The sequence below is a fragment of the Mesorhizobium sp. PL10 genome (assembly GCF_053714315.1).
This window is the reverse complement of record NZ_JBSKBR010000004.1, coordinates 118086-139361: the sequence shown is the minus strand read 5'-3', so window position 1 is coordinate 139361 and position 21276 is coordinate 118086. Positions and strand designations below refer to the sequence as shown.

Genomic DNA, 21276 nt, shown 5'->3' with positions numbered 1-21276 from the left:
CGAGAATGATCGCCGGCATTGGACACTTTCTAGCAAAGCATGAATTCTCGTCACCCCACCCACACGCCCTATGATGGCTCCTCAAGGCTCTTCACGATCGGGCTGAAGCCGCTCGAGCTCGACAAGTGGATCGAGGTCGATGGGCATCTTGTCGATCATCTCGCCGAGAAACGGCGGCTCTATGCCGAAATTCCCGACAAGGTGTTTGTCGAGGAGGACGGTACGCGCGACGCCCAACGCGAAGTGCGCGACCTGCTCGAAGCACATCTGCTGGTGACATTTCCCGAGATCTACCGGCGCACCAGTGCCGGGGTTGAGGTCATTGGCGCCAAAGCCGACTCCGACGCCTTCCCCGATGCCCCGCTGGTCGCAGCCTCGCTGCTCGTCCAGGAAGACCTGATCCTGATGAGCCGCGATGACAGCGGCTGGCGGCTTGCCGCCGGCTCACTGTGCTTCCCGTCATCCTGGTCACTGCTCGAAAAATTCGGTCGGCCGCTGCAGCAGATCCACGCACCGGTGCCGGGTTTCGGACCCGGCACCAGGCCGGCCGAGCTCATCAACCGCATGTTCGATGGCCTGCAGGGTCAGGCCGTCGAGCGCTTCAACTGGTCGATCCAGGCCGACGACGCGCTCTATCATGCCCTGTCCAATGTCGAGCGCATCGACCGCGCCACCAACCGGCCTTCGCGGTTTCCAGACGGCGACATCAACGCCCACGCCTTCATCCGCGTCGAGCGCCAGACGCTGCGCAAACTGCCGGTTTCGCACGATATCCTGTTCACCATCCGCATCCATCTCGACCCGCTGGCCGTGTTGGCGCGGCACCCGGAGCGTGCAACGCTTGCCGGCTCTTTCGCCGCGCAATTGCTGGCGCTGGATGAGGCTCAGCTCGACTACAAGGGCATGACCGCCGACCGCGACCGGCTGATCGGCGTCCTTAACCACATGGCCACTGACGGCTAGAAGCGGGTTGGCGCTTTTCGCTGGTTTGTGACAATGATCTGTGATGTAGCGCATGGTCACCGGGCAAAAACGCCCGGTTTTGCGCGTGTTTTGCCCCAGTTTCCTGGGTTTTTTGAAGGAGTGCTCGATAAAATGGCGAATGAAAACTGGCCCGTTTACGGTGAAATCACCGGCCCCGTCGTGATGATCGGCTTTGGTTCGATCGGACGGGGAACGCTGCCTCTGATCGAGCGCCATTTCAAGTTCGACAAGTCGCGCATGACGGTCGTCGACCCGCTCGATACAGATCGCAAGCTGCTCGACGAGCGCGGCATCGCCTTCGTCCAGGAGCACGTGACCGAGAAGAACTACAAGAAGCTGTTGACCCCGCTTCTGACCAATGGCAGCGGCCAGGGCTTTTGCGTCAATCTGTCGGTCGATACCGGCTCGGTCGACCTGATGCGGCTCTGCCGCAAGCTCGGCGTGCTCTATATCGACACCGTCGTCGAGCCGTGGCTCGGCTTCTATTTCGACACCAAGGCCGACAATGCCAGCCGCACCAACTACGCGCTACGCGAAGCCATGATCAAGGAAAAGCACGACAAGCCCGGCGGTGCGACGGCGGTTTCGACCTGCGGCGCCAATCCGGGCATGGTCTCTTGGTTCGTCAAGCAGGCGTTGCTGAACCTCGCCGGTAATCTCGGCCTCGAATTTTCCGAACCGGCGCAGGACGACCGTGACGGCTGGGCCAAGCTGATGAAAAAGGCCGGGGTCAAGGGCATCCACATCGCCGAGCGCGACACCCAGCGCACCAAGAAGCCGAAGCCGATGAACGTGTTCTGGAACACCTGGTCGGTCGAGGGCTTCATTTCGGAAGGGCTGCAGCCGGCCGAGCTCGGCTGGGGCACTCACGAGAAATGGATGCCGAAGAACGGCAAGAAGCACAAGGATGGCTCCAAAGCTGCGATCTACCTGGAACAGCCCGGCGCCAACACCCGCGTGCGTTCATGGTGCCCGACGCCGGGCGCGCAATACGGTTTCCTGGTGACGCACAATGAGGCGATTTCGATCGCCGACTTCTTCACCGTGCGCGGCAAGAAGGGCAAGGTCCATTACCGCCCGACCTGCCACTACGCCTATCACCCCTGCAACGACGCCGTGCTGTCGCTGCACGAAATGTTCGGCGCCGCAGGCAAGGCACAGCCCGTGCATCACGTACTTGACGAGAACGAGCTGGTCGACGGTGTCGACGAACTCGGCGTGCTGCTCTACGGCCACGACAAGAACGCCTACTGGTACGGTTCGCAGCTGTCGCTGGCGGAAGCCCGCAAGCTGGCGCCCTACCAGAACGCCACCGGCATGCAGGTCACTTCGGCCGTGCTCGCCGGCATGGTCTGGGCGCTGGAAAACCCGGAGGCCGGTATCGTCGAGGCCGACGAGATGGACTACAAACGCTGCCTGGAAGTGCAGTCGCAGTATCTCGGACCGGTCAAGGGTTACTACACCGACTGGACGCCGCTGGATAATCGCCCGGGTCTATTCCCCGAGGACCTCGACAAAAACGACCCGTGGCAATTCCGCAACATCCTCGTCCGATAGCGGATCTGTAACTCTGCCTCACTGCCTTGCAATCGCCCGGAAATCGGGCGATTGAAGGGATGCGGACGAGAGCAGTGTGCGCCCATTTGGGCGCACGTGGGAAGGCTCTGGAAACTTGAGGCCACGCACATCGTGCCTTCCATTGCGGTTGGGGCCGATGCGCCAGGGAGAGGATTTGATATGACGATTGCGCGCAAAATTCTTTCGGCGGGCGCCGCGGGCGCTCTTGCGACGATGCTTGCCGCCTGCACCACCGGCGGTTCCGACGGGCCACCGATGTCATCGCAGCCGCGAGGCGTCGAAGGGTCCTGGCTGAACGCCGAAGGCAAGGCGGTCTCGACATTGAGCGGCGGCGTCTTCACCACTGTTTCGGCAGAGACCGGCGAGAAGTTCGCCGATGGCAGCTACACCAAGACCGGCGCCACCTCTGTCGAGATCAACGGCACTTCGCTGATCCGGCAGCAGCCGATCGCTTTCAACTGCCTGCTGGTGTCGATCAACCAGCTGAATTGCACCAGCTCCGCTGGCCAGAACTTCGTGCTGACCAGGCGCAGCTGAGCTTATCTCATACGGCCTTGCGAAAAGGCGGCGGCGCGATGCCGCCGCCTTTTTTTATGCCGGCAAACCGATGCCGATTTCGCCCGCCCTGATTCTTCTTGCATCGCCATAACCGCGATGGGAACATGACCAAAAGCTGGCTGTTATCCTGCAGTCTAGCAAGAGCGCTAACGCTTTGACCAGGTCCATCCGGGAGACGAAGATGAAGAAGCTCGCCGCCATTGCCGCCCTTTCTGCCTCGACGCTCGGCCTGTCGGCCGTGCCATCCTTTGCCGACTACACGTTGAATATCCTGCATTTCAACGATTGGCACAGCCGCATCGAAGGCAACAACAAATACGAGTCGACCTGCTCGGCCGAGGAGGAGACCAAGGGTGAGTGCATTGGCGGTGCCGGCCGGCTGGTCACAGCGATCGCGCAGGAGCGCAAGAAGCTCGAAGGCCAGAACGTGCTGCTGCTCAATGCCGGCGACAGCTTCCAGGGATCGCTGTTCTACATCACCTACAAGGGTGCTGCGGAGGAGGAATTTCTCAATCAGATCAAACCCGACGCGGTAACGCTCGGCAACCACGAATTTGACGATGGCGAGAGCGCCCTGGTGCCTTACCTCGACAAGGCGAAATTCCCGATCGTCAGCGCCAATGTCGTGGCCAACGACAAGTCCGGTGCCGCGGGCAAGATCAAGCCGTCGATCGTGCTTGAGGTCGGCGGCCAGAAGATCGGCATCGTTGGCGCCGTGACCAACGACACGCCGGAACTCGCCTCGCCCGGCCCCAACATCACCATCGCCGACGACGTCAAGTCGATCACCGCCGAGGTCGAGAAGCTGAAGGCGCAAGGCGTCAACAAGATCATCGCCGTCACTCATATCGGCTACAGGCGCGAGCGCGATGTCATTGCCAAGATCCCCGGCATCGACGTGGTGGTCGGCGGCCACAGCCATTCGCTGTTGTCGAACACCGACCCTAAGGCGGAAGGCCCCTATCCGACGATGGTCGACAACCCTGACGGCTCCAAGGTGCCGGTGGTGCAGGCGGCCTCCTATTCGAAATACCTCGGCGAGTTCAAGGTCGTGTTCGACGACAATGGCGCCGTCAAGGAAGCCAGCGGCGACCCGATCTTCCTCGACAAGTCGATTACCCCCGACCCCGCCGTGCTTGCCCGCATCAAGGAGCTGGGCGCGCCGATCGAGGCGCTGAAGAACAAGGAAGTGGCCGAGACCACCGAGGCCGTCGACGGCAGCCGCGAGAATTGCCGCACCAAGGAATGCGCGATGGGCAACCTCGTTTCCGAGGCCATCCTCGACCGCGTCAAGGGACAGGGTGTCGAGATCGTCGTCTCCAATGGCGGCGGCCTGCGTGCCTCGATCGACAAGGGCACCGTGACCATGGGCGAGGTGCTGACCGTGCTGCCGTTCCAGAACACGCTGGCGACCTTCCAGATTTCCGGCAAGGATCTGGTTGCCGGTCTGGAAAACGGCGTCAGCCAGGTCGAGGATGGCGCCGGCCGCTTCCCGCAGGTGGCAGGTCTCAAATACTCTTTCGACAAGTCGGTCGCGCCCAATGCCGGCCGCGTCAAGTCGGTCGAGGTGATGGAGGGCGGCGCCTGGGCGCCGATCAACCCGGACAAGGACTATCTGGTCGCTACCAACAATTATGTCCGCCAGGGCGGCGACGGCTACAAGGTCTTCGCCGAGAAGGCCAAGAACGCCTATGATTACGGCCCCGGCCTGGAACAGGTGGTTGCCGACTATCTCGCAGCGCATCGGCCCTATACGCCGAAGCTCGACGGCCGCATCACCGAAATCGCCGCGACTGTAGCAGCGGCGCCCGCCGCGGAACCGGCTAAGCCTGCCGAACCGGCCAAACCTGCCGAGACCGCCCCGGCAGCGCCGGCTCCCGCAACTCCGGCGCCGGCTCCGGCCGAACCGGCCAAGCCTGCGGAAGCAGCACCCGCTATGCCGGAATTGCCAGCCAACTCAGGCGATATCGCCAACACGCCGCCGGCCATGTCGACCGAGCCAGCGCCAGTTGTCCCGGCGGCGCCTGCGCCTGCTGAACCGGCAAAGCCGGCCGACCCCGATCATCCCGAAGCCGACCATGTCATCGTTGCCGGCGACACCTATTGGGATCTGGCTGTGAAGGTCTACGGCGACGGCACCAAATGGAAAGTGATCGCCGAAGCCAACAAGGGCTATGAACCGCGCCGGCTGCCAATCGGCGCGACGGTGACCATCCCGCCGGCTGCCGAATAGCCCGCTGCAGGAAAATCGGAGCACCCGTCCGGTCAGCCGGGCCGGGTGTTGCTTTTCCGGACAGGTGCGGCCAGACGTGGCATTGAAAACCGGCGCGGCGTCGTTAGTTTCACGCCGTGTCCGGAGAACCACCATGACGATTGATCCCAAAGCAGCGAAAGCGCTCGGCCCGCTGCCGGCTGGACATCCGCCGGTAAAGGCCGGCAAGATCGGTGTCATGCTGGTCAATCTCGGCACGCCCGACGGCACCGATTTCAAGCCGATGTGGCGCTATCTCCGTGAATTCCTGTCTGATCCGCGGGTCATCGAACTCAACAAGGCGATCTGGTACCCGATCCTTTACGGCCTGGTGCTGACCACGAGGCCGAAAAAGTCGGGCGCCAACTATGCCAGGATCTGGAACCAGGAAAAGAACGAGTCACCGCTGCGCACCTACACCCGCGCGCAGAGCGAAAAGCTGGCCGAAGCGCTCCATGACCTGCCTGATGTCGTCGTCGACTGGGCGATGCGCTATGGCAACCCGTCGACCGCGAGCGTCGCGCAAAGGCTGGTCGAGCAGGGTTGTGACCGCATCCTGGCGTTCCCGCTCTATCCGCAATATTCGGCCACCACCACCGCTACCGCCAACGACCAGTTGTTTCGCGCGCTGATGAAGATGCGCCGCGCGCCTGCCGTGCGCAGTGTTCCGCCCTACTATGACGAGCCGGTCTACATCGAGGCGCTCGCCCTTTCGATCGAGCGGCAACTGGAAACGCTCGACTTCGAACCGGAGGTTGTCATCACCTCCTATCACGGCATCCCGAAACCGTATTTCGAGAAAGGCGATCCCTATCACTGCCACTGCCAGAAGACGACACGGCTGCTGCGCGAAAAGCTCGGCTGGAGCGAACAGAAGCTGATCACCACCTTCCAGTCGCGCTTCGGCGCGCAGGAATGGCTGCAGCCCTACACCGACAAGACTGTCGAGAAACTGGCGAAGGACGGGGTGAAATCGATCGCCATCGTCAATCCCGGATTTTCGGTCGACTGCATCGAGACGCTGGACGAAATCGGCCGCGAGGCGGCCGAGACCTTCCACCACGCCGGCGGCGAGAAATTCGCCCACATCCCATGCCTCAACGACAGTGCGGAAGGCATGGCGGTGATCGAGGCTATGGTCCGGCGCGAGCTGTCGGGTTGGATCTGAGGCCGCCACGTTGCGGTGATCGATCGCCACTGTTGCGGTCGTCTGTGCACTGATAATCAGTGATCACCTGATTGTAACATTATTGAAACACACCTAAGTGTTTGGTGAAGTCGGTTGCATGGAATCAAAACGGTGGCCGGCATCTGAGGGAGATTTAAATGGACTTCAGCGGTTTCGGTATTGCGATTGGTGCGCTTGCCTTTCTGGTGTTGGTGCTTCTTATCAAAGGCATCAGGACAATCCCGCAAGGCTATAATTATACCGTCGAGCGTTTTGGCCGTTACACCAAAACACTGAGCCCCGGCCTCAACCTCATCGTGCCGTTCGTCGACCGTATCGGCGCCAAGATGAACATGATGGAGCAGGTGCTCGACGTTCCGAGCCAGGAAATCATCACCCGCGACAACGCTATAGTGGGTGTCGACGGCATCGCCTTCTACCAGATCCTCAATGCTGCGCAGGCCGCCTATCAGGTCGCCGGCCTCGAGAACGCCATCCTCAACCTGACGATGACCAACATCCGTACCGTCATGGGCTCGATGGACCTCGACGAACTGTTGTCCAACCGCGACGCCATCAACGAGCGCTTGCTGCGTGTCGTTGACGAGGCGGCACACCCGTGGGGCATCAAGATCACACGCGTCGAGATCAAGGACATCAACCCGCCGGCCAACCTCATCGAATCGATGGGCCGGCAGATGACGGCCGAACGCAACAAGCGCGCGCAGATTCTTGCCGCTGAAGGCCTCAAGCAGTCGCAGATCCTCGAGGCCGAAGGCCGCAAGGAAGCCGCTTTCCGCGACGCCGAGGCGCGAGAACGTTCCGCCGAGGCCGAAGCGCGCGCCACCCAGGTTGTGTCGGAAGCGATCTCCAAGGGCGACGTGCAGGCGCTCAACTACTTCGTGGCACTGAAATACACCGAAGCGATGGGCAAGATCGGCACCGCCAACAACAGCAAGGTCGTGCTGATGCCGATGGAAGCCTCGGCGCTGATCGGCACGCTCGGCGGCATAAGCGAAATCGCAAAGGAGGTGTTTCGCAGCGAAGGCACCGCCGGCGCTGCGCGGCAGGTCGCCCGCCCCCCGGTGGTTCGCCCAAGCGAGAATTGAGGCTAGGCGAGAACTGAGATCATAGGAGCACACTCCCATGTTCGACCGCATTATCTCCGAACTTGGCCCGTGGAACTGGATGGTTCTGGGCTTCGTCCTCCTGGTGATGGAGGTCATCGCGCCAGGCATCTTCATGCTGTGGATCGGCATAGCCGCATTGGTGATCGGCTTGATTTCGCTGCTCATCTGGGGCGCAAGCTTCTGGACCTGGGAAGTCCAGGTCCTCGCCTTCCTGGCCCTGTCGCTGGTCTCGGCCTTTGCCGGCAAGAAGCTGGTTGGCGGACGTAATGTCCCGAGCGACCAGCCGCTGCTCAACCGGCGCGGCGCGCAGCTTGTCGGCAAGATGGCCACCCTTGCCGAACCGATCAAGGACGGCCGCGGCCGCATCAAGCTCGGCGACACGCTGTGGCGCGTCTCCGGTCCCGACCTCCCGGCCGGTACCCAGGTGCGCGTCGTCGGTTCCGCCGACACCGATCTGGAACTGACGGTCGAGGCTGTCTGAACGCCCGAAAGCGCGCAGCGCTTTCGGAACGGAAAACAGGGCGCGTCGCGTAGGGCTTCCTAATGTGACGCGCCCTGATTTTTCAGGCAGCGCCTATGCGCAGCAGGTCGTGCAAGTGGACCAGTCCCACCGGCCGCCTGCCCTCGACCACCATCAGGCTGGTGATCGCCGAGTCGTTGATGGTCTGCAGCGCCGTCGCCACCAGCGTGTCGGGGGTGGCCGTCTTCGGCTTTTTCGTCATCACCTGATCGACACTCATCTCCATGAGATTGCTGCCGATATGGCGCCTGATGTCGCCATCGGTGATGATGCCGACCAAGGCGCCGTCAGTGGAAGTGATGGCCACGCAGCCGAACCCCTTGTTCGATAATTCCAGGATCGCCTCGCGCATGCTGGTGCCCGAAGCCACCAGCGGCAGCCTGTCGCCGACATGCATGATCTCGTGGATCTGCGTCAGATTGGCGCCGAGCTGGCCACCGGGGTGGAAAGTGCGGAAATGGTCGGGGGTGAAACCGCGCGCTTCGAGCAGCGCGATGGCCAGCGCATCGCCGACCACCAGTTGCAGCAGCGTCGACGTCGTCGGCGCCAGGCCGTGCGGGCAGGCTTCCGGCACGGATGGCAGAAGCAGCACCACGTCGGCCGCCCGCGCCAGCGCCGAGGTGGCGCCGGAGGTAATCGCAATCAGCGGGATCGAAAAGCGCCTGGAATAGGCCACGATGCCCATCAATTCCTTGCTCTCGCCGGACCAGGACATGGCGATGATGGCATCATCCCTGGCGATCATGCCGAGGTCGCCATGATTGGCCTCCGACGGATGGACGAAGAAGGCAGGCGTACCGGTCGAGGCAAGCGTGGCGGCGATCTTGGAACCGATGTGGCCGCTTTTGCCGACACCGGTGACGATGACCCGGCCATCGATGCGCGAGATGATGTCGACTGCGTGGGCGAAGGGCCCAGCCAATCCGTTTTCCAGCGCCGCGGCCAATGCCGCCACGCCGGCCTGTTCCGTGGCTACCGTTCTCAGCGCCGAGGCGATCGAAGCCTGACTGTCCAAAGGCTTCTTTTCTGGGGATCCCGCATGCATGGCTGATGCGCTTAGCGCTTTGCCGTTCGTCTGTCCAACAGAATTGCCGTCCGGCCAGGTCTGACAGGCAACCCTTCAACCCTCCGTTAACCATCCCTGTTTACGGTTCGGTAAGTATGGCGCGCTTGCGCCGCGCAAGCAGTGGTGACTATGTCGCGGGCCCAGCCTGAAAAGAAAAAAGGTCGAATGGGCAGAGCCTTTTGCGCTCTGCTTCTGGCGACGAGCGTGCTCGCTTTGCTGCGGCCAACTGCGCTACATGCCCAGGAAACCGAGCTGCGCGGCGAGGTTTCGGAATCGGCGATTCTGTCCGATCAGCAGCGCCGGGCCAGGCAATTGAGCAAGGCCAACACGCAGGTCAAGCCGGCGCCTGCCGACACCACCCCCACGGAAAACACGCCAACCGCCTATGTGCCGGCCAGCGATGGCGCCTTGCCTGATGACACCGACCCGCCACAGGCCGGCGCAAACAGCATTTTTGAGCCGCCGGCGACCACCGACGAATCGTTCGCCGATCAGCCGCCAACCGTTCAGCCACGCCGGCCGTCGACAGCAAAGCAACGCGCGGCCGATGCGGACAAGGCCAAGACCAAGGCTGCGGACAAGAAGAAGCCTGGCCAGGCAACCGACGCAACCACCACCGGAACGACTTCGGATGGCACCGCGGCAGACGATACGGACCAGGATACGGCCAACCGCCGTGCCCTCACCGTCGACAGCGTCGACCGGCAGAAGCTCGACCCTGGCGCCGAGCGCACCGATGCCATCGAGGGCCAGAAGAAAAAGCCCGAGGACGATCCCTACAGGGCAACCGGGATCAAGGTCGGCTCTTTCCTGCTGCGGCCGACGCTGGAGCAGGGCGTTACCGTCACGTCGAATGCCGATTCCAGCTCTGGCGGCAAGTCGGCGGTGCTGTCCGAAACGGCGCTGCGTTTCTCTGCCGCCTCCGACTGGCGCGAGAATTCCGCTGTCATCGACGGCTACGGCAACTTCCGCAACACCATTTCGGGCCAAAAGATCAACGAGGGGCGCGGCCGCATCGAAGGTTCGCTCAATGTCGATCTCGACAATGAACTGCGCGCCATCGCCAAGCTCGGCTACGAGATCGCGCCGGAATCGGCCTCCTCGCCCAACGCGATTCCTGGCGTCGCCTCGCAGCCGATCCGCCAGACCGTCGACGGCAGCCTGGCCATCAAGAAGGACGTCGGCAAGCTGCGTTTCGCCCTGACCGGCGCGGTCTCGCATGACTTCTACGGCGACGCCAAGCTTTCGGGCGGCATGGTGTTGTCGCAGAAGGACCGCGATTCCACCCTCTATACGGCGACCTTGCGCACCGGCTACGAGATCTCTCCCGCCATCACGCCCTTCGCCGAAGTCGAAGTCGGTCGCCGCGCCTATGATCTGCGCGTCGATTCGGGCGGCTTTGAGCGGTCATCGACCCGGCTCGGCGCGCGCGCCGGTGTCGAAGTGGACATGGGCGAGAAACTGGCCGGCGAATTTTCGGCCGGCTGGCTCCGGGAAGCGATCGACGACACCAGTCTGGAGGCGAATTCGGGGGCGTCGGTGAATGCCGACCTCAAATGGTCGCCTGAACGCGGCACCATCATCGGCCTTACCGCGCGAACCATGATCGAAGGCACCACGGCCGCCAATGAAAGCGGCGACATCCTTTACTCCGGCCGCCTCACCGGCGAGCGGCAGATCCGCGCCGACCTCACCGGCAACGCAGCCCTTGGCGTCGACTGGCGCAATTATACCGGCTCCGACGGACATGATCTGACGTTGAGCGCGGAAGCCGGATTGACATGGTGGCTTAACCGCTATGTCGGCCTCACCAGCCGCGCCCGCACCGAAAAGCTGACCAGCAATCTGCCCGGGCGCAACTACACCGCCAACAGCATCTACCTCGGGCTGAAGCTCCAGCGTTGAGGATGGATGGCAAGTTGGGATTCAGCCGAAGCAGAGAAGGCTAGAACGCGGCGCCGCGACGCTCGGACGGCTTCATCTCGTCGAGCAGCGTGCGGATGACGCCGGCCATGTTCTCGTTCATGTCGCTGCGCCACAGCGCGAAGGCGACATTGGCCTCGACGAAACCTTCCGGCGAACCGCAATCGAACGTGCGGCCCTGATAGTGGTAGCCAAAGAAGGGCTGCTGCTTTTCCAGCTTCAGCATCGCGTCGGTGAGCTGGATCTCGTTGCCGGCGCCCTTTTCCTGGCTTTCGAGGATCTTGAATATCTCGGGCTGCAGGATATAGCGGCCGTTGATGTAGAGATTGGACGGCGCGGTGCCGGTCTTGGGCTTCTCGACCATCTCGGTGATGCGGAAGCCGTGATGCGTGTCCTCGCCGCGGCCGACGATGCCATATTTGTGGGTTTCGGCCGGATCGCATTCCTGCACGGCGATGATGTTGTTGCCGGTCTCCTCGTAGAGTTCGACCATGGCCTTCATGCAGCTCTTTTCCGACTGCATGATCATATCGGGCAAGAGAAGCGCGAAGGGCTCGTCGCCGACCAGTTCGCGCGCGCACCAGACGGCATGGCCGAGGCCCATAGGCACCTGTTGGCGGGTAAACGAGGTCTGCCCCGGTGCCGGCTGCAGTCCCTGCAAGCGGGCCAGTTGCTCGTCCTTGCCGCGCTGGGCGAGCGTGTCATAGAGCTCGAACTGGATATCGAAATGGTCCTCGATGACCGCCTTGTTGCGGCCGGTGACGAAGATGAAATGTTCGATGCCGGCCTCGCGCGCCTCATCGACGACATACTGGATGACCGGCCGGTCGACGACGGTCAGCATTTCCTTGGGGATGGCCTTCGTGGCCGGGAGGAACCGCGTGCCGAGACCGGCGACCGGGAAAACTGCCTTGCGAACTCGCTTCATACGCCATTATCCGTTTGATTGCCTGCTCCGCAATCCCGTTTCGAGACATTTTCACGCCGAAATCGAGGATTACGAGCTACTGGTGAGAACTTCCAGTGCCTAAAGCATCGACGTGTCTTTTCGTTCCCGACGGCACCTATGGTAAACTAATTCCTAACCCGGTTCGGCGATGAATGGTCTTTCCTGAGATAGAGAAGGGGGAAAGGATGTCCGTTCGCAGTGCCGCAAAACTCTTTACCAGCGTCCTGACGGCGGCCAGCCTCTCGCTCGCTTTGCTGATGCCTGCCGGGCCGGCCTTTGCCGATGCCGGTTTCCGGCAATGGGTCGCCGGCTTCCGCGCCACCGCCGTGGCAGGCGGCGTTTCCGGCGCCGTCTACGATCAGGCGTTCCGGGGCATCAACGAACCCGACCCGGTGGTGCTGGAAAAGGCCCGCACGCAGCCTGAGTTCAGCGCGCCCGCCTGGGATTATTTCGACAACCGCGTCCATGACCAGTCGGTTGCCGTCGGCCAGCAGATGGCGAAGAAATGGAAGCCCTGGCTGGACCGGATCGAGGCGAGGTTCGGCGTCGATCGCTACATCCTGCTCGCCATCTGGTCGATGGAATCGAACTATGGCGAAATCCTCAAGCGCGACGATATCATGCGCAATGTCATCCGCTCGCTGGCGACGCTCGCCTATGGCGATCCGAAGCGGTCGAAATTCGCCCGCACCCAATTGGTCGCCGCGCTGAAGATCCTGCAGACCGGCGACATCGACGAAAGCCACCTGATGGGCTCCTGGGCCGGCGCCATGGGCCAGACCCAGTTCATCCCGACCAGCTATCAGCATTATGCCGTCGACATGGACGGCAACGGCAGGCGCGACATCTGGAATTCGATCCCCGACGCGCTGGCGACATCGGCCAATCTGTTGAAGAAAAATGGCTGGCAAGGCGGCAAGACCTGGGGCTACGAAGTCACCATTCCGGCCGGCAAACTGCCCGCCGGCTCGAAGACGCTGGCGCAGTGGCAGGCGCTCGGCGTCGCCAGGGCCAATGGCAAGCCGTTCAAGAACGCAACCGACAAGGCGACGCTGAAAGTGCCGGACGGCCGCGGCGGACCGGCCTTCCTGATGATCAAGAACTTCTCCGTCATCAAGGCCTACAACAACGCCGACAAATATGCCCTTGCCGTCGGCCTTCTTGCCGACGAAATCGCCGGTTCTAGTGGCTTGGTGCAGGACTGGAAGCGGCCTTTCACAAAACTGTCCTTCGAGGAAAGGCAGGAGTTGCAGAAGCGGCTTTCGCAGCACGGGCTTTACGACGGCAAGTTCGACGGCAAGATCGGTGACGGCACGAAAACCGCCATCATGACCTATCAGGCAAAGGTCGGCTTGACCCAGGACGGCTATCCGAGCATGGAAGTGCTCAAATGGCTCAGAAAGAAATAGAGCCATCGGCAGTGCAGCGCATTTGCGACGCGCAAGGGACGCTGTAGCATCGGTCTGTGCATGACGCCCCGAGGGCTCATGTGCCAAGGGATGGAGAGGGTGCTTGGTTTCGGCAGCGCGTATCCGTGTGGTCGTTTTCCGCTTGCCGATCCTCGTTCTGGCCATCGTCGTCCTGGCGACGGGAATCGCCGGCACCTTCCACACCCCGGCGTTGGCTCAGGAACAACCGCAGAACCGCGGCTGGTCGCTGCGCGACCTTCTGTTCCCGCGCCGCAGCGAGCGCATTGAGCCGCCGCTCGACATCCGCAAGGCAAAGCCGAAGGTCAAGAAGAAGCCCCGTGCACCCGTTGAACCTGCCGTTCCGGTTGTCGAGAAAGCGCCGGATTCCCGCGTCATCCTGGTGATCGGCGATTTCATGGCGAGTGGCCTTGCCGAGGGCCTCGACACCGCCTTTGCCGCGAACCCCGCCGTCAGGATCGTCGAGCGCGCCAACGGCTCCTCCGGCTTCGTGCGCGACGACGTCTACAACTGGCCCGAACAGGTCAAAGCGCTGATCGAGACCGAGAAGCCGGCAGCGGTCGTCGTCATGCTGGGCTCCAACGACCGCCAGCAGATGCGCGTCAACGACGTGCGCGAACAGCCGCGTTCCGAGAACTGGACCACGGAATATGAACGCCGGACCGAGGCCTTCGGCAAGGCGCTGGCGTCGACCAAAGTGCCGTATCTGTGGGTCGGCATGCCGGCCTTCAAGGCGCCGAAGATGACTTCCGACATGCTGGCCTTCAACGACATTTACCACTCGGCCGCCGAGAAGAACGGCGGCGAATTCGTCGATGTCTGGGACGGGTTCGTCGACGAGAACGGCGCCTTCGTCTCGACCGGCCCCGATATTAACGGCCAGGCTGTGCGGCTGCGTTCCGACGACGGCATCAACGTCTCGAAAGCCGGCAAGCGGAAGCTCGCCTTCTACACCGAAAAACCGCTGGCCAAGATCCTCGGCCTGGCAGCGCCGGGAAGCGTGGTGACGGCTGCCGCACCCGCCGGCGCCCCAGTCGAGGCTCCGTCCCTGCCCGCCGCGCCCATCGTGGTCGATCGCACTGTTCCGATGCTGCTCAACGATCCGGCGCTCGACGGCGGCTCCGAGCTTCTCGGTGCTGCGGCGGCGCCCAGGGCCAATCCGGATCTGCCTGGCGAAAAGCTCATCCTCGAAGGCAAGGCCCCCGAGGCGTCCCCCGGCCGCGCCGACGATTTCTCCTGGCCGCCCAAGGCTCCGGCCACGGCCGCCGCGACGAATACGACGACGGCAATCAACCGTTAACGGGGGAGTACCGTCGTCCCCATCAGCGCTTCGTCGATCGAGCGTGCCGCCTGGCGGCCTTCGCGGATCGCCCAGACCACCAGCGACTGGCCGCGGCGCACGTCGCCGGCGGCGTAAAACTTGTCGACGCTGGTCTTGTAATCGCGATCGTTGGCTTCGACATTCCTGGAACGCCGTTTGTCGGTGACGATTTTCATCTCACCTTCCAGCTCCTTCGCCACGCCCACGGCAGCCGGTCCGGCAAAGCCGATGGCGATGAAGGCGAGATCGGCGCGGATGACGAACTCAGTCCCGGCGATCGGCTTGCGCTTCTCGTCGACCTCGCAGCACTTGACGCCGGTCAGCTGGCCGTCTTCGCCGATGAATTCGAGCGTCGCCACCTGGAATTCGCGCTCGGCACCTTCGGCCTGCGACGACGATGTCCGCATCTTGGTCGCCCAGTAGGGCCAGACCGCAAGCTTGTCTTCCTTTTCTGGCGGCTGCGGGCGGATGTCGAGCTGGGTGACGCGCACCGCGCCCTGGCGGAAGGCCGTGCCGACGCAGTCGGACGCGGTATCGCCGCCGCCCACGACGACGACATGCTGGCCTCCGGCGATGATCGGATGCGACGGCCATGCCACCGACTGGATCGGCTCGCCACCGACGCGGCGGTTCTGTTGCACCAGATAGGGCATGGCATCATAGACGCCGCCGAGATCGTCGCCCGGAATGTTGGCCGGGCGAGGCGATTCCGAACCGCCGCAATAGAGCACCGCATCATATGCGGCGAGCAGCTCTGCCACGGGCTTGTCGACACCGACATTGACGCCGCAATGGAAGGTCACGCCCTCGCCCTGCATCTGCTCGATGCGACGGTCGATATAGTGCTTCTCGATCTTGAAGTCGGGAATGCCATAACGCATCAGCCCGCCGGGGCGGCTCTCACGTTCATAGACGCTGACCTCATGCCCAGCGCGGCCAAGCTGCTGCGCGGCCGCCATGCCGGCCGGGCCGGAGCCGATGACGGCAACCCGCTTGCCCGTCTTCTTCTCCGGCGGATAGGGCCGGATATGGCCGGTTTCGTAAGCCTTGTCGGCGATCGCCTGCTCGACCGTCTTGATGGCGACCGGAATGTCTTCGAGGTTCAGCGTGCAGGCTTCCTCGCAGGGGGCGGGGCAGATGCGGCCGGTGAATTCGGGGAAATTGTTGGTCGAATGCAGGTTGCGGATCGCATTGTCCCAATCGCCATTATAGACGAGGTCGTTCCAGTCCGGGATCTGGTTGTGGATCGGGCAACCGGTCGGGCCGTGGCAGAACGGAATGCCGCAATCCATGCAGCGCGCAGCCTGTTTCTCGACCTCCTTGTCCGACATCGGCAGCGTGAACTCGCGGAAATGCCGGATGCGGTCGGAGGCCGGCTGGTACTTGTGCACCTGCCGGTCGATTTCGAGAAAGCCTGTTACCTTGCCCATAGTCCAGTTCCTGCTGTCCAGATGGTGCGGGGTTCGCCGCACCCGTTAACCCCTTGAGGCAGCCATGGCAACCTTCATCCGAGGTCAAACTGTCGCTGAAAGTTCCGCCGGGAAACCTGGGCTTCCCGGCACGTCTCAAAAGCCTATTCCGCCGCCACGCCCATGCGCATGCGTTCCATCTCGATCAGTGCACGGCGGTATTCGACCGGCATGATCTTGCGGAATTTCGGCCGGAATGTCGTCCAGTCGTCCAGTATCTGGCGGCCGCGCACCGAGCCCGTGAAATGGACGTGGTTCGAGATCAGCTGGTAGAGCCGCTCCTCGTCATGGCTGGTCATGTCGCCGGAGACGTCGACGCGGCCCTTGTGGTCGAGGTCGCCGCCATGGTGCAGCAGCCTTTCCATCAGATCGTCCTCCTCCGGAACCGGCTCCAGCTCGACCATCGCCATGTTGCAACGCGCAGCGAAATCGCCGGCCTCGTCGAGCACATAGGCGACGCCGCCCGACATGCCCGCGGCGAAGTTGCGGCCAGTCTGACCGATGACGACGACGATGCCGCCGGTCATGTACTCGCAGCCATGATCGCCGACACCTTCGACGACGGCAGCCACGCCCGAGTTGCGCACCGCGAACCGTTCGCCGGCGACACCGGCGAAATAGGCCTCACCCTCGGTGGCGCCATAGAGCACCGTATTGCCCACGATGATCGATTCAGCCGCGACGATCCTGGATTCTTCCGGCGGCCGGATGACGATGCGTCCGCCCGACAGGCCTTTGCCGACATAGTCGTTGGCGGCGCCGACGAGATCGAACGAGATGCCGCGCGCCAGGAAGGCGCCGAAGGACTGGCCGGCAGTGCCGGTCAGCTTCACCTGGATCGTGTCTTCGCGCAGACCCTTGTGCCTGAAGCGCTTGGCGACTTCGCCCGACAGCATGGCGCCGGTCGAGCGGTCGACATTGCGGATGTCGACCTCGATCTTGACCGGCTGCTTGGCCTCGAGTGCCGGCTTCGCCAACTCGATCAGCTTGCGGTCGAGCACGTCGTCGATCGGATGCTTCTGCCGCTCGGTCCAATGTATGGCTTCATGCGGCGCGTCCGGCTTGAAGAACATCTTGCCGAAATCGAGCCCGCGCGCCTTCCAGTGCTGGATCATTTCGCGCTTTTCGAGAAGGTCGCTGTCGCCGACGATCTGGTCGATATGGGTGTAGCCCATTTCGGCGAGCAGCCCCCTCACCTCTTCCGCCACGTAGAAGAAGAAGTTGATGACATGCTCGGGCGTGCCCTTGAAGCGCTTGCGCAGCACCGGGTCCTGCGTCGCGACGCCGACCGGGCAGGTATTGAGATGGCACTTGCGCATCATGATGCAGCCGGCCGCGATCAGCGGCGCGGTCGAGAAGCCGAACTCGTCGGCGCCCAGCAGCGCGCCGATGATGACGTCACGCCCGGTGCGCAGGCCGCCATCGACCTGCAGCGCAACACGTGAACGCAAGCCGTTCAGCACCAGCGTCTGATGCGTCTCGGCAAGACCCATTTCCCACGGGCTGCCGGCATGCTTGAGCGAGGTCAGCGGCGACGCGCCGGTGCCGCCATCATAGCCCGAAATAGTGATGTGGTCGGCGCGCGCCTTGGCGACGCCGGCCGCAACCGTGCCGACACCGACTTCCGACACCAGCTTGACCGAGACATCGGCCGCCGGGTTGACGTTCTTCAGATCGTAGATCAGCTGCGCCAGATCCTCGATCGAATAGATGTCGTGATGCGGCGGGGGCGAGATCAGGCCGACACCAGGCGTCGAGTGCCTGACTTTGGCGATGGTCGCGTCGACCTTGTGGCCGGGCAGCTGGCCGCCCTCGCCGGGCTTGGCGCCCTGCGCGACCTTGATCTGCATGACATCGGAATTGACGAGATATTCGGCCGTCACGCCGAACCGTCCCGAGGCGACCTGCTTGATCGCCGAGCGTTCCGGGTTCTTGCCGCCGCCGGGCAGCGGCAGATAACGGTCGGCTTCTTCGCCGCCTTCGCCGGTGTTCGACTTGCCGCCGATCTGGTTCATGGCGCGCGCCAGCGTGGTGTGCGCTTCACGCGAGATCGAGCCGAACGACATCGCTCCGGTCGAGAAGCGCTTGACGATGTCGGCCGCCGACATCACGTCCTCTATCGCAACCTTCTTGCGGCCGGTCTCTTCCGCCAGCTTTATCCTGAACAGGCCGCGAATGGTCTGTGCGCGGGCCGTCTCGCTGTCGATCTGTGCCGAGTATTCCTTGAACGTCTCCCACGAGCCCTGGCGCACGGCGTGCTGCAAGGTGGCAACCGCATCGGGTGACCACATATGGGCTTCGCCACGCATGCGGTACATGTACTCGCCGCCGACCTCGAGGCTGTTGCGCAGCACCGGGTCGTTGCCGAAACCGTCCGTGTGGCGGCTGAGCGTCTCGGCCGCGACCTCGTCCAAGCCCACACCTTCGATCAGCGTCGCGGTGCCGGTAAAGTACTTCTCGACGAAATCCGACTTAAGCCCGATGGCGTCGAATATCTGCGCGCCGCAATAGGACTGGTAGGTCGAGATGCCCATCTTGGACATCACCTTGAGGATGCCCTTGCCGATCGACTTTATGTAGCGCGAGACGACCTCATAGGCGTCGACCTCTTCCGGCAGTTCGCCGCGCTTGTGCATGTCGAGCAGAGTATCGAAGGCGAGGTACGGATTGATCGCTTCGGCGCCATAGCCGGCGAGGCAGCAGAAATGATGCACTTCGCGCGGCTCGCCGGATTCGACGACCAGGCCGACTGCGGTGCGCAGTCCCTTGCGGATCAGATGATGATGCACGGCGGCCGTCGCCAGCAGCGCCGGAATGGCGATCCGGTCCGGCCCGACCTGGCGGTCGGACAGAATGATGATGTTGTAGCCGCCGGCGACGGCCGCCTCGGCGCGCTCGCACAGACGTTCGACGGCGCCCTGCATGCCGGCGGCGCCCTCGCTCGACCCATAGGTGATGTCGATCGTCTTGGTGTCGAAACGGTCTTCCGTATGACCAATCGAGCGGATCTTTTCCAGATCGCCATTGGTCAGGATCGGCTGGCGCACTTCGAGCCGCTTGCGGCGCGAATTGCCGACCAAGTCGAAGATGTTCGGCCGCGGCCCGATGAAGGACACCAGGCTCATCACCAGCTCCTCGCGGATGGGGTCGATCGGCGGGTTGGTGACCTGGGCGAAGTTCTGCTTGAAGTAGGTGTAGAGCAGCTTCGACTTGTCCGACATCGCCGAGATCGGCGTGTCGGTGCCCATCGAGCCAACTGCCTCCTGGCCGGTGGTCGCCATCGGCGACATCAACAGCTTGGTGTCTTCCTGGCTGTAGCCGAACGCCTGCTGCCGATCGAGCAGGCTGACATCCTTGCGCAGCGCCCGTGGCTCGACCGGCTTGAGATCCTCAAGGATCAGCTGCGTGTTGTTGAGCCATGTCTTGTAGGGATGCCTGGTCGCGATCTCCGACTTGATCTCCTCGTCGGAAATGATGCGGCCCTTGGCGAGGTCGATCAAAAGCATGCGGCCGGGCTGCAGCCGCCACTTCTTGACAATTTTCTCCTCCGGCACCGGCAGCACGCCGGCTTCCGAGGCCATGATGACGCGGTCGTCATCGGTGACGATGTAGCGCGCCGGGCGAAGCCCGTTGCGGTCGAGCGTGGCGCCGATCTGGCGGCCGTCGGTGAAGGCGACCGCGGCGGGCCCGTCCCACGGCTCCATCAGGGCTGCGTGGTATTCGTAGAAAGCCTTGCGGTCGGCATCCATCAGCTTGTTGCCGGCCCAGGCTTCCGGGATCAGCATCATCATGGCATGGCTGAGGCTGTAGCCGCCCTGGAACAGGAATTCGAGTGCATTGTCGAAACACGCAGTGTCGGACTGGCCGTCATAGGAGATCGGCCACAGCTTGGAGATGTTGTTGCCGAACAGTTCGGAATCGACCGAAGCCTGGCGCGCCGCCATCCAGTTGTTGTTGCCGCGCACCGTGTTGATCTCGCCATTATGCGCGACCATGCGGTAGGGATGCGCCAGCTTCCACGATGGGAAGGTGTTGGTCGAAAAACGCTGGTGGACGAGGATCAGCGCGGTCTCGAAACGCGGATCGGACAAGTCCTTGTAGTAAGCGCCGACCTGATAGGCCAGGAACATGCCTTTGTAGACGATGGTGCGCGCCGACAGCGACACGCAATACGCGCCGATATCCCTGTTGTTGTTCTCGGCATAGATGCGGCCCGAAATGACCTTGCGCAGCAGATAGAGCCTGGCCTCGTATTCCTCGTCGTCGGAGATGTCAGCCGTGCGACCGATGAAGACCTGGCGATGGAACGGCTCGGATGCCGCGATATCCGGCGCCTTCGACAGCGATGAATTGTCGACCGGCACGTCGCGGAAGCCGAGCAGCGGCAGCCCTTCGGACTGTGCCGATTCGGCGATGATGTCTTCGATATGAGCGCGCAGCGCCGCGTCCTGCGGCATGAACCAGTGGCCGACGCCGTATTGGCCCGTCGCCGGCAGTTCCACGCCCTGCGCCGCCATCTCCTCGCGGAAGAAACGGTCGGGAATCTGCACCAGCACGCCGGCGCCGTCGCCCATCAGCGGATCGGCGCCGACGGCGCCGCGATGCGTCAGGTTTTCGAGCACGAACAGCCCGTCCTTGACGATCTGGTGCGACTTGACGTTCTTCATGTCGACGATGAAGCCGACGCCGCAGGCATCATGCTCATTGCGCGGATCGTAGAGACCCTGCGCGGCCATACCGTTGGGGGTTCGGCCGTTGGTGGTTCGGCCAATAGTCGAGCCAGTGGTGACGGACGGATTTTTGACGGCCGCCGCTTTCGTCTGCGCGGCCTGGCCGTTGATCGCAGATGGCGTCAATTCCGTCATCGTCTCGTCCTCCGTTCCGGCCCACTGGCATTGGTCAGCCTCGGGGCGCTGGTTTACCTTGGGAAGC

At 63.0% G+C, this 21276-nt stretch carries 14 protein-coding genes; 10 read left to right on the top strand and 4 right to left on the bottom strand.

All coding sequences use genetic code 11. The features are described 5' to 3' along the window. The first annotated feature begins 39 nt into the window (after nt 1-39). The 7 genes from ACWGTO_RS09015 to ACWGTO_RS08985 all read left to right on the top strand — a co-directional run bounded on the left by ACWGTO_RS09015 (nt 40) and on the right by ACWGTO_RS08985 (nt 8150). On the top strand, nt 40-963 hold the full coding sequence (locus tag ACWGTO_RS09015) for a heme-dependent oxidative N-demethylase family protein (RefSeq protein ID WP_454574514.1): 924 nt from the start codon (nt 40-42) through the stop codon (nt 961-963). A 132-nt stretch (nt 964-1095) separates the two neighbouring features. Next, nucleotides 1096-2541, top strand: coding sequence for a homospermidine synthase (locus tag ACWGTO_RS09010; protein ID WP_454574513.1), 1446 nt, complete (start codon nt 1096-1098; stop codon nt 2539-2541). 180 nt (nt 2542-2721) lie between these two features. Next, entirely contained in the window at nt 2722-3099 is a 378-nt protein-coding gene (locus ACWGTO_RS09005; RefSeq protein WP_454574512.1) for a hypothetical protein, read from the top strand. 202 nt (nt 3100-3301) lie between these two features. Then, nucleotides 3302-5353 carry a 5'-nucleotidase C-terminal domain-containing protein gene (locus ACWGTO_RS09000; RefSeq protein WP_454574511.1) on the top strand — a complete coding sequence of 684 codons (2052 nt, stop codon included), beginning with the start codon at nt 3302-3304 and terminating at the stop codon, nt 5351-5353. Nucleotides 5354-5486: 133 nt separating this feature from the next. After that, the gene (hemH, locus tag ACWGTO_RS08995) at nt 5487-6539 is read left to right on the top strand and encodes a ferrochelatase (protein ID WP_454574510.1); all 1053 of its coding nucleotides are present in this window, start codon (nt 5487-5489) and stop codon (nt 6537-6539) included. Nucleotides 6540-6697: 158 nt separating this feature from the next. Continuing rightward, nucleotides 6698-7648: an SPFH domain-containing protein gene (locus ACWGTO_RS08990; protein WP_454574509.1), complete on the top strand. Its 951-nt coding sequence runs from the start codon at nt 6698-6700 to the stop codon at nt 7646-7648. Between the two features lie 37 nt (nt 7649-7685). Then, nucleotides 7686-8150, top strand: a complete 465-nt coding sequence (locus ACWGTO_RS08985; protein WP_454574508.1) for an NfeD family protein — start codon at nt 7686-7688, stop codon at nt 8148-8150. Nucleotides 8151-8232: 82 nt separating this feature from the next. Here ACWGTO_RS08985 and ACWGTO_RS08980 read toward each other — a convergent pair whose 3' ends face one another. Continuing rightward, nucleotides 8233-9234: a KpsF/GutQ family sugar-phosphate isomerase gene (locus tag ACWGTO_RS08980; RefSeq protein WP_454574507.1), complete on the bottom strand. Its 1002-nt coding sequence runs from the start codon at nt 9232-9234 to the stop codon at nt 8233-8235. Nucleotides 9235-9384: 150 nt separating this feature from the next. On the opposite strand from ACWGTO_RS08980, the gene ACWGTO_RS08975 reads away from it, so the two are divergent. After that, nucleotides 9385-11160 (top strand): outer membrane beta-barrel protein, encoded by a 1776-nt coding sequence (locus ACWGTO_RS08975; RefSeq protein ID WP_454574506.1) that lies wholly within the window; start codon nt 9385-9387, stop codon nt 11158-11160. Between the two features lie 40 nt (nt 11161-11200). On the opposite strand, the gene galU is transcribed toward ACWGTO_RS08975, so the two are convergent. Continuing rightward, the gene (gene galU, locus ACWGTO_RS08970) at nt 11201-12106 is read right to left on the bottom strand and encodes a UTP--glucose-1-phosphate uridylyltransferase GalU (RefSeq protein ID WP_454574505.1); all 906 of its coding nucleotides are present in this window, start codon (nt 12104-12106) and stop codon (nt 11201-11203) included. Nucleotides 12107-12312: 206 nt separating this feature from the next. Between galU and ACWGTO_RS08965 the strand changes: the two genes are divergently transcribed. After that, nucleotides 12313-13536, top strand: a complete 1224-nt coding sequence (locus ACWGTO_RS08965; protein WP_454574504.1) for a lytic murein transglycosylase — start codon at nt 12313-12315, stop codon at nt 13534-13536. Between the two features lie 103 nt (nt 13537-13639). Then, nucleotides 13640-14854, top strand: a complete 1215-nt coding sequence (locus tag ACWGTO_RS08960; RefSeq protein WP_454574503.1) for an SGNH/GDSL hydrolase family protein — start codon at nt 13640-13642, stop codon at nt 14852-14854. Here ACWGTO_RS08960 and ACWGTO_RS08955 read toward each other — a convergent pair. After that, nucleotides 14851-16305, bottom strand: a complete 1455-nt coding sequence (locus ACWGTO_RS08955) for a glutamate synthase subunit beta (protein ID WP_454574502.1) — start codon at nt 16303-16305, stop codon at nt 14851-14853. The two genes, ACWGTO_RS08960 and ACWGTO_RS08955, sit on opposite strands and share 4 nt — an antisense overlap. A 143-nt stretch (nt 16306-16448) precedes the next feature. Next, on the bottom strand, nt 16449-21209 hold the full coding sequence (gene gltB, locus ACWGTO_RS08950; protein ID WP_454574501.1) for a glutamate synthase large subunit: 4761 nt from the start codon (nt 21207-21209) through the stop codon (nt 16449-16451). Nucleotides 21210-21276: the final 67 nt, after the last annotated feature.

Excerpts from the sequence above, each read along its gene's own strand:
- ACWGTO_RS09015 (WP_454574514.1), top strand. The coding sequence starts at position 40 with ATGAATTCTCGTCACCCCACCCACACGCCCTATGATGGCTCCTCAAGG.
- ACWGTO_RS09010 (WP_454574513.1), top strand. The coding sequence starts at position 1,096 with ATGGCGAATGAAAACTGGCCCGTTTACGGTGAAATCACCGGCCCCGTC.
- ACWGTO_RS09005 (WP_454574512.1), top strand. The coding sequence starts at position 2,722 with ATGACGATTGCGCGCAAAATTCTTTCGGCGGGCGCCGCGGGCGCTCTT.
- ACWGTO_RS09000 (WP_454574511.1), top strand. The coding sequence starts at position 3,302 with ATGAAGAAGCTCGCCGCCATTGCCGCCCTTTCTGCCTCGACGCTCGGC.
- hemH (WP_454574510.1), top strand. The coding sequence starts at position 5,487 with ATGACGATTGATCCCAAAGCAGCGAAAGCGCTCGGCCCGCTGCCGGCT.
- ACWGTO_RS08990 (WP_454574509.1), top strand. The coding sequence starts at position 6,698 with ATGGACTTCAGCGGTTTCGGTATTGCGATTGGTGCGCTTGCCTTTCTG.
- ACWGTO_RS08985 (WP_454574508.1), top strand. The coding sequence starts at position 7,686 with ATGTTCGACCGCATTATCTCCGAACTTGGCCCGTGGAACTGGATGGTT.
- ACWGTO_RS08980 (WP_454574507.1), bottom strand. The coding sequence starts at position 9,234 with ATGCATGCGGGATCCCCAGAAAAGAAGCCTTTGGACAGTCAGGCTTCG.
- ACWGTO_RS08975 (WP_454574506.1), top strand. The coding sequence starts at position 9,385 with ATGTCGCGGGCCCAGCCTGAAAAGAAAAAAGGTCGAATGGGCAGAGCC.
- galU (WP_454574505.1), bottom strand. The coding sequence starts at position 12,106 with ATGAAGCGAGTTCGCAAGGCAGTTTTCCCGGTCGCCGGTCTCGGCACG.
- ACWGTO_RS08965 (WP_454574504.1), top strand. The coding sequence starts at position 12,313 with ATGTCCGTTCGCAGTGCCGCAAAACTCTTTACCAGCGTCCTGACGGCG.
- ACWGTO_RS08955 (WP_454574502.1), bottom strand. The coding sequence starts at position 16,305 with ATGGGCAAGGTAACAGGCTTTCTCGAAATCGACCGGCAGGTGCACAAG.
- gltB (WP_454574501.1), bottom strand. The coding sequence starts at position 21,209 with ATGACGGAATTGACGCCATCTGCGATCAACGGCCAGGCCGCGCAGACG.